We start from the raw sequence: 14,188 nt of genomic DNA on the forward strand, positions 1-14,188 counted from the left end.
CGACCAGACTTCCCGGCGCACCCTGTGTTGTTCCGGCGTCTCTTCGGACGCCACGTATTGACAGCTCTTCGACTTTACAGGGTCGCGCAGCCGTATCGGATGATCTTCACCTTAAACGGACGGAGGGCGTCCGGCGCGTGACGCGCCGGACGCCCTCCCGGGGCCCGTGGACCCGCCCGGCGTCAGTCGTCGCTGCCGGCGGCCGGAAGCCTGGACTGGATCAGGTCCATGACCGAGGAGTCGGCCAGCGTGGTGACGTCACCGACCGCGCGGTTCTCCGCCACGTCGCGCAGCAGGCGGCGCATGATCTTGCCCGAGCGGGTCTTGGGCAGCTCCTGCACCGGCAGGATGCGCTTGGGCTTGGCGATGGGGCCGAGCGTGGCACCCACGTGGTTGCGCAGCTCCGCGACCAGGGTGTCGGTCTCGGAGGCGCTGCCGCGCAGGATGACGAAGGCCACGATGGCCTGGCCCGTGGTCTCGTCGTTGGCGCCGACCACGGCCGCCTCGGCGACCGAGGGGTGTGAGACGAGCGCCGACTCGACCTCGGTGGTGGAGATGTTGTGGCCGGAGACCAGCATCACGTCGTCCACCCGGCCGAGGAGCCAGATGTCGCCGTCGTCGTCCTTCTTGGCGCCGTCGCCCGCGAAGTACTTGCCCTCGAAGCGCGCCCAGTAGGTGTCGATGAACCGCTGGTCGTCGCCCCAGATGGTGCGCAGCATGGAGGGCCACGGCTCGGTGAGGACGAGGTAGCCGCCTCCGCCGTTCGGGACCTCGTTGGCCTCGTCGTCCACGACGGTGGCGGAGATCCCGGGCAGCGCGCGCTGTGCCGAGCCAGGCTTGGTCTCGGTGACGCCCGGCAGCGGGGAGATCATCATCGCGCCGGTCTCGGTCTGCCACCAGGTGTCCACGATCGGACAGCGGTCGCCGCCGATGTGCTTGCGGTACCAGATCCAGGCCTCGGGGTTGATCGGCTCGCCGACCGAGCCCAGTACGCGCAGGCTCGACAGGTCGAACTTCGCGGGGATGTCGTCGCCCCACTTCATGAACGTGCGGATGGCCGTGGGCGCCGTGTACAGGATGGTGACGCCGTACTTCTGCACGACCTCCCAGAACCGGCCCTGGTGCGGAGTGTCCGGCGTGCCCTCGTAGATCACCTGGGTGGCGCCGTTGGCGAGCGGCCCGTAGACGATGTACGAGTGCCCGGTCACCCAGCCGATGTCGGCGGTGCACCAGTAGACGTCGGTCTCCGGCTTGAGGTCGAAGACGGCGTGGTGGGTGTAGGCCGCCTGCGTGAGGTAGCCGCCCGAGGTGTGCAGGATGCCCTTCGGCTTGCCCGTGGTTCCCGAGGTGTACAGGATGAACAGCGGGTGCTCGGCGTCGAAGGCCTGCGGGGTGTGCTCGGCGGACTGGCGGCCGACCACGTCGTGCCACCAGACGTCGCGGCCCTCGGTGAAGGCGGTGTCCTGGCCGGTGCGGCGTACGACGAGCACGTGCTCGACCTGCGGGCACTTGGCGACGGCGGCGTCGATGGCGGGCTTGAGCGCGCTCGGCTTGCCGCGGCGGTAACCGCCGTCGGAGGTGATCACCAGCTTGGCGTCGGCGTCCTGGATGCGGGAGGCGACGGCGTCGGCGGAGAAGCCGCCGAAGACCACGGAGTGCGCGGCGCCGACACGGGCGCACGCGAGCATCGCGACGACCGCCTCGGGGATCATCGGCAGGTACACGGCGACGCGGTCGCCGGCCCGCACGCCCAGCTCGGTCAGGGCGTTCGCGGCGCGGGAGACCTCGTCCTTGAGCTCGGCGTAGGTGATCGCGCGGCTGTCGCCGGGCTCGCCCTCGAAGTGGATGGCGACGCGGTCGCCGTTGCCGGCCTCGACGTGGCGGTCCACGCAGTTGTACGCGACGTTCAGCTTGCCGTCCGCGAACCACTTCGCGAAGGGCGGATTGGTCCAGTCGAGCGTCTCCGTCGGCTCGACGGCCCAGTTCAGCCGCCGGGCCTGCTCGGCCCAGAAGCCCAGCCGGTCCGCGTCGGCCTGTGCGTACGCAGCCTCTGTCACGTTGGCGGCGGTGGCCAGATCGGCAGGCGGTGCGAACCGCCGCTCCTCCTTGAGCAGATTGGCCAGGCTTTCATTGCTCACGACATCTCCCTTTCCCAGGGTGTCCGTTGTGTCCCCGGGCATAGCTCATCAGTCGCAGGCCCAGGTGACAAGGGGTAACCGTCAATTGGTTTAGACCTATAGCACGTCTGGGGCCGCACCAACGGTGTCCGGCACGCGGCGTCCGGCGCACGAAGGGCCCCTCCCCGCGGCAGGATGCGGGAAGGGGTCGAACGGTTGCACGGACACGGGAGGGTATCGGTTCAGGCGTGCTGCCCGACCTGACCGACGCTGTCGAAGACCCGGCAGTCGTAGAAGTCCTGGCCCTCGGACAGCAGGTAGGCCTGGGCCTCACCCACGTGGAAGTACATCCCGTGCAGCTCCAGCGTGCCCTCGGCGAGCCTGCGGGCCACCGCTTCGTGGGCCTTCAGGTGCTCCAGCTGCTGCACCACGTTGGTCAGGCACAGCTGCTCCACGGCATCCGCCGGGAGCCGGCCCGAGATCCGTGCCCAGGCGTGGTGGCGGCTTGCCATCCGCTCCAGACTGGGCAAGCCGTGCCGCAGCCAGCGGCGCAGCGGGGTCATCGGCGTCGAGGGCGAAGAGCTGAGCAGCGCCTGCATCGCCCCGCACCCCGAGTGCCCGCACACCGTGATGCTGTCCACCTGGAGCACGTCCACGGCGTACTCGATGGCCGCCGCGACCGAGTCGTCCCCGGACTCGGCGCCCGGCAGCGGGACGAGGTTGCCGACGTTGCGGACGGTGAACAGGTCGCCCGGACCGCTCGCCGTGATCATGCTCGTCACCAGGCGGGAGTCGGCGCAGGTGAGGAAGAGCTGGGAGGGCCTCTGTCCCTCCCGGGCCAGCCGGGCCAGCTCGTCCCGTACGTGCGGCGCGGTATCGCGCTGGAAGGCGCCGATACCGCTGGCCAGCTGGCCGGCGCCGCGGCGGCGGGGCGCCGCGGCGGGGATGTCCGACGGCTCTGCCGTCTCCGCCGCTGCCGCTGCCGCCTCCGCGGCGGTCGCGGCCGTACGGCTTTCCGCGGCCCGGTGGTCGCAGTGGTTCTGCCACGGGGTCCAGGGCCGGCAGCACTGGTGCCCCCCTCGCTGGGGCGAGCGCCGGGAGCGATCGGCCCGCTGGACGAGGTCGGCGAGACCCGCCCGGTCCGAGCGGTCGGTACGGCCGCCGGGTCCGCCCACGCCGTCGGGGCCCTCGGAGCCGATGCCGGTGCCGGCGAGGAGGCCGGCCCGGTCGGACCGGTCGTCCTCGGAGGCGTGCGCCGAGGCCCCGGAGCGTCCGCTGACCTCCAGTGTGCCCCCGTGCGCGAGGTGGGAGTCCTGCCAGTCCTGGAGGGTCTCGTAGGCCGCGTGGTCCATGAACGAGCCGTCCAGCTCGAGGACCGCGTGCCGGTCGTGCGGGATCTGGTTCAGCACCCGGCTCAGCCGGGGCACGGCGAGGAAGGTCAACTGGCCGCGCGCGCAGACCCGGTGGGCCCCGCCGTCCAGCTGCTCCACCGTGATCCGGGTCCGGGCCAGGCGGTGGAGGGCCAGCGCCACGGCCACCGCGATGCCGATGGCCACGCCCTCCAGCACTCCGCCGAGGACCACGGCCGCGATGGTCGTCCCGTAGACCAGGATCTCCCGGTGCCGGGTGACACTGCGCAGGTGCGTGATGCTGACCATCTGTACGCCGACGGCCATGACCAGGGCGGCCAGCGCGGCGAGCGGGATCAGGTCGAGGACGGGGACCAGGAGCCCGGCCGCCAGGAGGACCCAGAAGCCGTGCATCATGGAGGACTTCCGGCTGGCCGCACCGGACTTGACGTTGGCCACGCTGCGGACGGCCACCCCCGTGATGGGCAGCCCTCCCAGGGCGCCGGAGACGATGTTCGCGGCGCCTTGGCCGCGCAGTTCCCGGTTGAGGTCGGCGCGCGGCGGGCGGTTGGCCGTACCCCGCTCGGAGGCGATCAGCTTGTCGGTGGCGACCGCCGACAGGAGGGACTCCACACTGCCGACCAGGGTGATGGTCAGGACGGCGGCGATGAGGCCGAGGACCGGACCCTCTGGAAGTTCGGGCAGGGCGTGGCTGCGCCAGGACGGCAGGTCCACCCGGGGGAGGGTGAGCCCTGCCAGGGCGGCGAAGGCGGTGGCCGTGGCGACGGCGGCGAGCGCGGCCGGCACCTTGCGCAGGGCGCGGCCGGCCCGCCCGGGCAGCCGCGGCCAGCCGAGCAGGATCAGCACGGTCAGCGCGCTGATGCCGAGCGCGGCCGGGTGCAGGTCGGCCAGTTGGCCCGGAAGCCCCTGGACGTTGGCCACGGCGGAGCTCTGCGGGGTGCCGCCGAGCACGATGTGCAGTTGGGCGAGCGCGATGGTCACGCCGATGCCCGCGAGCATGCCGTGCACGATGGCCGGGCTGACCATGAGCGCCGACCGGGCGGTGCGCAGCGCGGCGAGCCCGAACTGGCAGCAGCCCGCGAGCACGGTGATCGCACAGGTGGTGCGCCACCCGTAGTGCTGGATCAACTCGGCGGTGACGACGGTGAGTCCGGCCGCGGGCCCGCTCACCTGGAGCGGAGCGCCGCCGAGCCGGCCGGCGACGATTCCACCGACCGCCGCGGCGACCAGTCCGGCCTGGAGCGGAGCGCCGGTGGCCAGGGCGATGCCGAGGGAGAGCGGCAGGGCGATCAGGAAGACGGCGATGGAGGCGGAGAGGTCCGCGGAGAGGTCCTTGCGGCTCTCTTCGCGGGTCCCTTTGCGCATGGGGGCGGGGGAGATGGCAGTCATAAGGTCCCGTCTCCTCGGGGGAGGGGTGAAGCGGCGGGAGTCTCAACACTCAGTAAATGGATGGTAATGGAGAGTAAAGAGGCGTGGTGAATAATTGGGGCAAATGGTCTACGAATTAGCACTCAAGGGTGATTAAGCATTTTGTCCGGCTTGTCATACCTTCCTCGTGGTGGACCACATGGGACGTTGCGGCGCGGAAGTCCTGCGATGGAACTGCGAGGGAGAGGTGGGGCGGATGATCGCCGCCACGAAGAAGATCGCCGGCGGCCTGGCCGCCACGGCGCTTGTGCTGGGGGTCGCCGGGTGCGGCTCCTCGGAGCCCGCCAAGCCCCCTGCCCCCGGGGGCCAGAACGCCAGGAAGGGCGCGGCCGCCCCCGAGGCCCCGGGCAGCGTCAACCGGCTGATCGGTGACGGCTCGACCGCGTACACCGGAACGCAGCCGAACGTACAGAAGCCGCAGAAGCTGAAGCCGGGCGAGAAGCCGCCGCAGTTCGTGGTGTTCTCGTGGGACGGCGCGGGCGAGGACAGCCAGAAGCTCTTTTCCCACTTCCGCGAGGTCGGCAAGCAGTACAACGCCCGGATGACCTACTTCCTCAGCGGCGTGTACATGCTCCCGGAGGAGAAACGATCCCTCTACACCGCCCCGCAGCATTCGGCGGGCCGCTCGGACATCGGCTTCGGCGACCTCCAGGGCATCAAGGACACCGCCACCCAGGTGCGCGGAGCCTGGCTGGAGGGCAACGAGATCGGCACCCACTTCAACGGGCACTTCTGCGGTCCCGACGGCGGCGTGGGCACCTGGTCCGTGGAGGAGTGGAAGAGCGAGATCAACCAGGCCAAGTCCTTCGTCAAGAACTGGAAGACGAACGCGGGCCTGAAGGGGATGGAAGCGCTCCCCTTCGACTACGACAAGGAGCTCATCGGGGCCCGCACCCCCTGCCTCGAAGGCCAGAAGAACTTCATGCTGGCGGCGAAGGACATGGGCTTCCGCTACGACTCCAGCGGTATCAGCAAGCAGATCTGGCCCAAGAAGACCGACGGCCTCTGGGACCTTCCGCTGCAGCTGGTCCCCATGCCGGGCCGGGCCTTCGACACCCTGAGCATGGACTACAACTACATGGTCAACCAGTCCGGGACGACCTCGCAGGGCGACCCCTCGCAGCACCGGTACTGGGGCGACCAGATGCGCGACGGCCTGCGGCAGGCCTTCGACCGGGTCTATCAGGGCAACCGCGCGCCGCTGATCATCGGCAACCACTTCGAGTCCTGGAACGGCGGCACCTACATGCGTGCCATCGAGGAGTCGATCAAGGGCATGTGCACCAAGCCCGAGGTCCGCTGCGTGCCGTTCCGCGAGCTGGCGGACTGGCTGGACGCGCAGGACCCGAAGGCCCTGGAGTGGATGCGCACCCTCGACGTCGGCGAGACGCCGAAGCAGGGCTGGGCCACGTTCCTGACCGCGGGGCCGCCGGCGAAGCCGGCCGCCCCCGCGGACGTCAAGCCGGCTGCGGAGCAGGCTGAAGCGGCTGCGGACGAGGGCTGACCAGGGCCTCGGCGTCCGCGCCGCGCTCCACCCCCTCGTGGAGCACGAAGTCGGGGTCGACCTGGTCCGCCAGGTCGACCCCGGTCTTGGCGTTGCCCCAGCTCTCGGCGTTCTTCAGGTGGAACCGGACCATCTGCTCGGTGTACCGGTCCCAGTCGCGCTGCGCGTACGAGTCGTCGGCCGCGTCCTGGAGCGCCTGGAGGGCGAGCCGGTTGGTCGCCTCCAGCAGCTCGAAGGCAGCAGGGCGGCCCTTCTCCATGGCCCGTACCCAGTCGGAGTGTCCGACGGTGACCAGCAGGTCCTCGCCCACCTCGTCCTGGAGGAACTCGATGTCCTCGGGGCCCTGCACCTTGTTCCCCACGACCGCGAGCGTCACCCCGAAATCCCGCGCGTACTCCTTGTACTGGCGGTAGACCGAGACGCCCTTGCGCGTCGGCTCGGCCACGAGGAAGGTCACGTCGAAGCGGGTGAACATGCCCGACGCGAAGGAGTCGGACCCGGCCGTCATGTCGACGACCACGTACTCGTCGGGGCCGTCGACGAGGTGGTTGAGGCAGAGCTCGACCGCGCCGACCTTCGAGTGGTAGCAGGCCACCCCCAGGTCGGCCTCGGTGAACGGCCCGGTGGCCATGAGCCGTACGGGGTCGCCGTCGAGCAGCAGCGTGCGCGCGCACGCCTCGTACACCGGGTTGTCCCCCGTGACGCGCAGGAGGCGCGAACCCCTGCCCGGCGGGGTGGTCTTGATCATGGATTCGGCGGACGCGATCCGTGGGTTCGACCCCCGCAGGTACTCCTTGATCAGGGGCAGGTGCGCGCCCAGCGCGGGCAGTTCGGCCGCCTCGGCGTCGCCGAGGCCGAGCGCGGTGCCCAGGTGTTGGTTGATGTCGGCGTCCACCGCGACGACGGGGGCTTCATTGGCGGCGAGGTGGCGGATGAAGAGGGAGGACAGCGTCGTCTTGCCGCTGCCGCCCTTTCCCACGAAAGCGATCTTCATGTTCACCAAGCGTAGTGGACCTGTAGCGGCGCGTGGTCGAGGTGAGTGAAGAAGACCACTCCAAGGAGGGGTCGGTGCTGGGGGTGCGCAGTGCGTAGGCTCCCTACTTATGAGTAGCGCTGCTGACCCGCTGGCCCCGCTGGCCGGTCTTCCGGGTGTCGCCGGTTCCGTCGATTCCGTACGCAAGGCCGTGGACCGGGTCTACGGGCACCGGGTGATGCGCCGGCGCAGCGCGGAGATCACCTCGGAAGCCGCACTGCGCGGCGCCCGCGGGAGCGCGGCACTGTCCGGCGCGGACTGGGCGCTGGAGGAGGTGCGCCGCCGCACCGACTTCGGGACGGAGCCGGAGGCACTGACGGTCGGCGCGGCGCTGCGGCTGACGGCGGAGGCCGGCCAGCTCCTGAGCATCTGGCGCCAGTCGCCGCTCCGGGTCCTGGCGCGCCTGCACCTGGTGGCGTCGGGGTCGACGGCCGACGGGGATGCGGTGGGCCGGCCCAGGCTCGCGGGCGAACCGGTCCGTGAACCCCTGGTGGACCTCCCGCTGCCGAGCGCGGAGGAGGTCGCGGGGCGCCTGGACGGGCTGTCCCGGCTGATCATCGCCGGCGGCCCCGCCCCCGCGCTGATCACGGCGGCCGTGGTGCACGGCGAACTTCTGGCGCTACGGCCCTTCGCCTCGTACAACGGCCTGGTCGCGCGGGCGGCCGAGCGCATCGTCCTGATCAACAGCGGACTGGACCCGAAGGCGATCTGCCCGGCGGAGGCCGGACACGCGGAGCAGGGGAACGGGGCGTACCTGGCCGCCTTCGAGGGTTACGTCTCGGGGACCGGGGAGGGGATGGCCGCCTGGATCGCGCACTGCGGCCGTGCCGTCGAGCTCGGTGTGCGCGAGTCGACGGCGGTCTGTGAGGCCCTCCAGCGGGGCGCGGCCTGAGATCTGCCCCCGGACATGGGTTGCGGCGACACCGTCGTGCTGTGGTGTCGCCGCCGGCATGCGCGCCCAGTTACCAAGCGTCCTCGAAATATGCCCATCAGGTCGGGACTTTGCCCGTCACCTGGTGCGGCTGGCCCGTAATCGACGGGTCGACGTCGCGTGGGTACTCGGCGTTCATGCTTCGGTCCGTGGGCCTTACTGCGTTTTAAAGATGATCCTCTCGGATGTTCTTTGGTCTCGCGGGCCGTTGCTTCCTTTGTACTCCGCTATGGAGATAACCGGAACCCCTGGCCGCACTTCTTTACTTTCCGGGACGAGCGAGGACGAATGGGACGCCCGTGTTCGGGCGGGTCGGGACATTCCGGGCGGCGGGGTGGCGGGGTGGCTGGTCGGTGGGGTGACGGGCACCGCTGGGGCCGGGGCCGGGCGTCGGGCGGCGGGCTGCCGGATGTCGGGGTTCGGGCCGCCGGGGTCAGCCGGCGGCGGCCGCGGCCCGGCGCCGGCTCGCGTACCAGACGAGCCCCGCCGCTGCCGCCGCTCCTACGGCCGCCGCGGCGACGAGTGCGGGCCGCGGCGGCATCGACAGCCCGGGCAGCCGCTGCTTCAGCCGTACGGGGCGGTTGAAGACCAGGACGGGCCATTCCCGGGCCACGGCCTCCCGGCGCAGTGCCCGGTCGGGGTTGACCGCGTGCGGGTGCCCGACCGCCTCCAGCATCGGGATGTCGGTGGCGGAGTCGCTGTAGGCGTAGCACCGGGAGAGGTCGTAGCCCTCGGACTCCGCGAGTTCGCGAACGGCCTCCGCCTTGGTGGGCCCGTAGGCGTAGTACTCGATCTCGCCGGTGAAGCATCCGTCGTCGCCCACGACCATGCGGGTGGCGACGACCCGGTCGGCGCCGAGCATCTCCCCGATGGGTTCGACGACTTCAGCCCCGGAGGTCGAGACGATCACCACGTCGCGGCCCGCCGTGTGGTGGGCCTCGATGAGGGACGCCGCTTCGTCGTAGATGATCGGGTCGATGAGGTCGTGCAGGGCTTCCGCGACGATCTCCCGCACCTGCTGCACGTTCCACCCCTTGCAGAGGGCGGACAGGTACTCCCGCATCCGTTCCATCTGGTCGTGGTCGGCGCCGCCGGCCAAGAAGATGAACTGCGTGTACGCGGTGCGCAGCACGGCTCGCCGGTTGATCAGGCCGCCCTGGTAGAAGGACTTGCTGAACGTCAGGGTGCTCGACTTCGCAATGACAGTCTTGTCCAGGTCGAAGAAGGCTGCGGTGCGAGGCGAGGAGTGCGGCAAGGGCTGATTTTCCACGCCCAGAGCATATGCGCCCACCATTCGGCGTAAGGTGTGGCGCGTGGGTTTGCCTGAGAAGGCTCTCGGGTACACCATGGAAGTCACGGATCGTTCGCGACCGTGCTAACCCGGTCTGGCTCCTCCCCCCCCGAGTCGGACCGTGGGGACGACCCCCGCTCTCCCCCCCGGCGGGGGTCGTCGCATGTCCGGACGCGGTTCGCGTCCCTGCCTTCGGCCCCAAGTGACCATGTTCCAGGCCTTTCCCTCGTGAATGGGCCCGCGTGGCGAAGGCCCTCACCCCCTCGAACCCGTGACGTTGCGTAGTGGTTCCGCAGCGCTCTGGAACTCACCTGTGCGGGTGACCGGGATATTCACAATCGGACCGTTGTCCACAGTTTTCGAGCAAGATCCACTTCTTTTTCCCGATGGCTGCACCGTGATGAGGGCCGCGAAGTCCGCGGCGCTCGGATTCGCAGTGCGAAGGGGGCGGAGATCGTGGCTCGATCGAAGTCGTGTGAAGTTCCGGAAATCGCGGTGCCGGGGAAGCGGACCGGCTCGGGGGCCGGCCCGAAAACCCGTCCGGTGGGCCGTGTGGAGCGCGGTCCGGTGGCAGGGCCCGCGGGCGGGCGACCGCTGATCATCACGGAGGACCCCCTGCTGCTCGACGATCTGCTGCGGCTGTGCGCCGCCGCGGGGGCCGAGCCGCACGTGCACCACGCGGTTCCGGAGCGGACCGGTGCGCGAGACGGAGCCCGGGAGGCGGACGGCGCCGGGGGCGCCGAAGGCGGCGGGAGCGTCGGCTGGGAGTCCGCACCGCTGGTCCTGGTCGGGGACGACGCGGCCCGGCGGGTGCGCGGAGCCCCGCGCCGGGACGGGGTGTTCCTCGTCGGCCGGGACCTGGACGATCCCCTGGTGTGGCAGCGGGCGCTGGAGATCGGCGCCGAGGAGGTGCTCCGGCTCCCCGACGCCGAAAGCCGCCTCGTCGACCGCATCGCCGATGTGGTGGAGGGCGCGGGGCGGCCGGCCCTCGCCGTCGGGGTGATCGGCGGCAGCGGTGGCGCGGGGGCCTCCACCCTGGCCTGCGCGTTGGCCGTACGAGCGGCCCGGGCCGGGGAGCGGACCATCCTCATCGACGGTGACCCGCTCGGCGGGGGCATCGACGTCCTGCTCGGCGGCGAATCCGTACAGGGGCTGCGCTGGCCGGACTTCGCGGGCTCGCGGGGACGCGTCGGCGCCGGAGCGCTGGAGGAGTCCCTGCCCGAACTGCACGCCCTTCGGGTGCTCAGCTGGGATCGCGGGGACCGGGTGGCGGTGCCGCCCGCCGCGACGCGGTCGGTGGTCGCCGCCGCCCGCCGCCGGGGCGGGGTCGTCGTGGTCGACCTGCCCCGGCGTGTGGACGAGGCGGTGGCCGAGGTGCTGGCCCAGCTGGACCTGGTGCTGATCGTCGTACCGGGGGAGCTGCGCGCTGTGGCCGCCGCGGGACGGGTGGCGGCAGGGGTGCGGATGGCGGCGCGGGACGTGCGCGTGGTCGTACGGGGCCGCTGTCCGGCGGGACTCGATCCGGAGGACGTGGCCAGGCTGTTGGGGGCGCCGCTGGCCGGTGAGGTACCGGTCGAGGTGGGGCTGCCCGGGCGGGTGGCCGAGGGCGAACCGCCGGGGGCCCAGGGGCGCGGTGCGCTGGCCCGCTTCTGCGACGGCTTCTGGCAGCGGGCGCTGGGCCCCGCCCAGGGGGTGCCGGCATGAGCGCCGTCCTGCTGGACGCGGTGCGCCGGCGGCTCGCCGAGAGCGGGGCGGAACCGACCCCGGCCAGGGTCGCGGCGGCCCTGCGGGCCCAGGGCCGGCTGCTGGGCGACGCGGAAGTGCTGGGCGTGGCGGCGGAGTTACGCTCCGAGCTGGTCGGCGCGGGCCCGCTGGAGGCGCTGCTCACCGACCCGGAGGTCACCGACGTGCTGGTGGCGGCTCCCGACCGGGTGTGGGTGGACCGGGGCGGTGGCCTGGAGCTGACCGGGGTGACCTTCACCGGCACCGATGACGTGCGGCGGCTCGCCCAGCGGCTGGCCGCCGTGGCGGGGCGGCGGCTGGACGACGCGCGGCCCTGGGTGGACGCGCGGATGCCGGACGGCACCCGGCTGCACGCCGTGCTGCCTCCGGTGGCCGTCGGGTCCGCCTGCCTGTCCCTGCGGGTGGTCCGGCCGAAGGCCTTCACCCTGGAGGAACTCGTCGAGGCCGGAACGCTGCCGCCCGGCGGGCACCGACTGCTCCGGGAGATGGTCGAGGCCCGGCTGTCGTTCCTGGTCTCCGGAGGTACGGGCACCGGTAAGACCACGCTGCTCAGTGCCCTGTTGGGACTGGTCGGGCCCGGTGAGCGGATCGTCCTCGCCGAGGACTCGGCGGAGCTGCGGCCCGACCATCCGCATGTGGTGCGGCTGGAGACCCGGCCGGCCAACCAGGAGGGGGCGGGCCTGGTCACCCTGGCGGACCTCGTCCGGCAGGCGCTGCGGATGAGGCCCGACCGGCTGGTGGTCGGCGAGGTGAGGGGCGCCGAGGTGGCGGACCTGCTCGCCGCCCTGAACACCGGGCACGAGGGTGGCTGTGGAACGGTTCACGCGAATGCCGCCACCCATGTTCCGGCCCGCCTGGAGGCCCTCGGTACGGCCGCCGGACTCGACCGGGCCGCCCTGCACAGCCAGTTGGCGGCCGCGCTGACGCTGGTGGTCCATCTGGTCCGGGACCGCGAAGGACGCCGCCGGGTGGCCGAGGTGCACGTGCTGGAGCGGGACGCCGCCGGACTGGTGGTCACCGTGCCGGCGCTGCGCTGGGGTGCGCGCGGCTTCGTACGGGAGCGGGGCTGGGAGCGGCTGCGCCCACTGCTGAGGGGTGTCCGGTGAACGCGGGGGCGGTGCTGTCGGTGCCGGTGTTCTCGGGGGTGCTGTGTGCCGGGGCTGCCGCCTGGCTGCTCGCCGGGGGAGACCGGGTGTCCCGGCGGACCCGGGTGGTGCTCGCCGGGATCGGCCCGGCGGAGGTGCGCGGGCCCTCCCTCCGGGACCGGCTGACAGCCGCCGTACGGGTGCGTGTCGCGGCCCGCTGGCCTGAGTGGGCCTGTTTCGGTGCCGGACTGCTGGTCGCGGTGGCCGGCGGGTCGGTGATCCCGCTGGCCGCGGGGGCGGCCGCGGTGCCGCTGGTGCGCCGGTGGCTGCGGATCCGGGCGCGGGAGCGTGCCCGGGCGGCGCGGGCCGCCGAAGTGGTGGCGCTGTGCGGCGCGGCGGTGGGCGAGTTGCGGGCGGGGGCCCAGCCGGGGCAGGCGCTCACGGCGGCGATGCGGCGTTCCGCGGCCGGCCCGGGCGGTCCGGGCGCGGCGGAGGCGGGGGTGCTGGCCGCCGCGGCCTTCGGCGGGGACGTACCGGGGGCGCTGCGCCACGCGGCGCTGGAGCCGGGGGCGGAGGGGCTGGCGGGGATGGCGGCCTGCTGGCGGGTCTCTGTCGACGGCGGAGCCGGACTGGCCGCCGGGCTGGACCGGCTGGAAGGGGCACTGAGGGCCGACCGGGACCGGCAGGAGTCGCTGCGGGCCCAGTTGGCGGGGGCCAGGTCGACGGCGGTGGTGCTCGCGCTGCTGCCCTTGGTGGGCTTGCTGATCGGTACCGGACTGGGGGCGGATCCGCTGCGGGTCCTGCTGCACACCCCGATGGGCTGGGGCTGCCTGCTGGCGGGCGGGGTGCTGGAGGGGCTGGGGATCCTGTGGTGCCGGCGGATCGTGCGGACGGGGGAGCGGTGATGGCCGCCGCCGCGGTCCACAGGCTGGGGACGGCGCTGTGCCTCGTGCCGGTGGCGGTGTGCGTGGTGTCGGCGCTGACGGCGCGGGTCCGCGCTCGGGCGGTGCGCCGCAGGATGGCGGCCCTGCTGGGCGCGGAACCGACCCGCAGGACGCCGGTGTCGCGCTCACGGCTGCGGGGCCTGGGGGCGGCGTGGGCCGGTCCGGCCGGGGCGCTCCTGGCGGCCTGGGTGCTGATCGGCGGGATCTGGGGCCCGGCGGCGGGGGTTCTGGTGGCGGTCGGCGTGTGGCGCTGGCAGGCCAGGGCGCAGGCGCCGGTGGGGCGCGAGCCGGGGGTGGCGGAGCGTCAGTTACCCATGGCGGCCGATCTGCTGGCCGCATGCCTGGCGGCCGGGGCGGGACCGGTGGAGGCGGCCGAGGTGGTGGGGGAGTCGCTCGGCGGACCGGTGGGCGAGGCTCTGGCGCGGTCCGGGGCCGAGCTGCGCCTCGGCGGCGAACCCGGCTCCGCGTGGGGGAGGTTGGCGGGGATACCGGGTGCCCGGCCGCTCGCGGAATGCCTGGAGCGGGCGGCCCGGACGGGTGCTCCCGCGGCCGAACCGGTGTCCCGTATCGCCTCGGGACTCCGCGAGGACCGGGCGAGGTGTGCGGGCGCCCGGGCTCAGCGGGCGGCGGTTCTCGTCACCGCGCCGGTGGGGCTGTGCTTCCTCCCCGCATTTCTCGCGATCGGGGTGGCTCCGGTGGTGATCGGAATGGCTTCCGGACTTCTCTCCGGCACCTGAGAACA

General features: G+C 72.5%; 10 protein-coding genes. 6 read left to right on the forward strand and 4 right to left on the reverse strand.

Going from position 1 to position 14,188, the window contains the following annotated elements; genetic code table 11:
- Positions 1-182: 182 nt before the first annotated feature.
- Together acs and OTB16_RS17755 are read right to left on the reverse strand one after the other, a co-directional pair.
- Entirely contained in the window at positions 183-2,180 is a 1,998-nt protein-coding gene (gene acs, locus OTB16_RS17750; RefSeq protein WP_267721203.1) for an acetate--CoA ligase, read from the reverse strand.
- A gap of 179 nt (positions 2,181-2,359) precedes the next feature.
- Positions 2,360-4,852 (reverse strand): bifunctional SulP family inorganic anion transporter/carbonic anhydrase, encoded by a 2,493-nt coding sequence (locus OTB16_RS17755; protein WP_267721234.1) that lies wholly within the window; start codon positions 4,850-4,852, stop codon positions 2,360-2,362.
- Between the two features lie 259 nt (positions 4,853-5,111).
- On the opposite strand from OTB16_RS17755, the gene OTB16_RS17760 reads away from it, so the two are divergent.
- Positions 5,112-6,419 (forward strand): polysaccharide deacetylase family protein, encoded by a 1,308-nt coding sequence (locus OTB16_RS17760; RefSeq protein ID WP_267721204.1) that lies wholly within the window; start codon positions 5,112-5,114, stop codon positions 6,417-6,419.
- Here OTB16_RS17760 and OTB16_RS17765 read toward each other — a convergent pair.
- On the reverse strand, positions 6,373-7,413 hold the full coding sequence (locus OTB16_RS17765) for an ATP-binding protein (protein ID WP_267721205.1): 1,041 nt from the start codon (positions 7,411-7,413) through the stop codon (positions 6,373-6,375). The genes OTB16_RS17760 and OTB16_RS17765 overlap by 47 nt on opposite strands.
- 109 nt (positions 7,414-7,522) lie before the next feature.
- Between OTB16_RS17765 and OTB16_RS17770 the strand changes: the two genes are divergently transcribed.
- A complete protein-coding gene (locus OTB16_RS17770; RefSeq protein WP_267721206.1) occupies positions 7,523-8,344 on the forward strand; it encodes a Fic family protein in 822 nt (273 codons plus the stop codon).
- Positions 8,345-8,816: 472 nt separating this feature from the next.
- On the opposite strand, the gene OTB16_RS17775 is transcribed toward OTB16_RS17770, so the two are convergent.
- Complete coding sequence (locus tag OTB16_RS17775) at positions 8,817-9,677, reverse strand: HAD family hydrolase (protein WP_267721207.1); 861 nt, start codon at positions 9,675-9,677, stop codon at positions 8,817-8,819.
- Positions 9,678-10,241: 564 nt separating this feature from the next.
- Between OTB16_RS17775 and ssd the strand changes: the two genes are divergently transcribed.
- The 4 genes from ssd to OTB16_RS17795 are packed head-to-tail and all read left to right on the forward strand — an operon-like array spanning position 10,242 to position 14,183.
- Positions 10,242-11,378, forward strand: a complete 1,137-nt coding sequence (gene ssd, locus OTB16_RS17780; protein ID WP_267721208.1) for a septum site-determining protein Ssd — start codon at positions 10,242-10,244, stop codon at positions 11,376-11,378.
- Positions 11,375-12,523: a TadA family conjugal transfer-associated ATPase gene (locus tag OTB16_RS17785; protein WP_267721209.1), complete on the forward strand. Its 1,149-nt coding sequence runs from the start codon at positions 11,375-11,377 to the stop codon at positions 12,521-12,523. The genes ssd and OTB16_RS17785 overlap by 4 nt, the downstream gene beginning before the upstream one ends.
- A complete protein-coding gene (locus OTB16_RS17790) occupies positions 12,520-13,407 on the forward strand; it encodes a type II secretion system F family protein (RefSeq protein ID WP_267721210.1) in 888 nt (295 codons plus the stop codon). The genes OTB16_RS17785 and OTB16_RS17790 overlap by 4 nt, the downstream gene beginning before the upstream one ends.
- Complete coding sequence (locus OTB16_RS17795) at positions 13,407-14,183, forward strand: type II secretion system F family protein (RefSeq protein ID WP_267721211.1); 777 nt, start codon at positions 13,407-13,409, stop codon at positions 14,181-14,183. Before OTB16_RS17790 ends, OTB16_RS17795 begins: the two co-directional genes overlap by 1 nt.
- Positions 14,184-14,188 lie beyond the last annotated feature (5 nt).

Source organism: Streptomyces antarcticus, from assembly GCF_026627255.1.
Taxonomy (GTDB): Bacteria; Actinomycetota; Actinomycetes; order Streptomycetales; family Streptomycetaceae; genus Streptomyces; species Streptomyces antarcticus.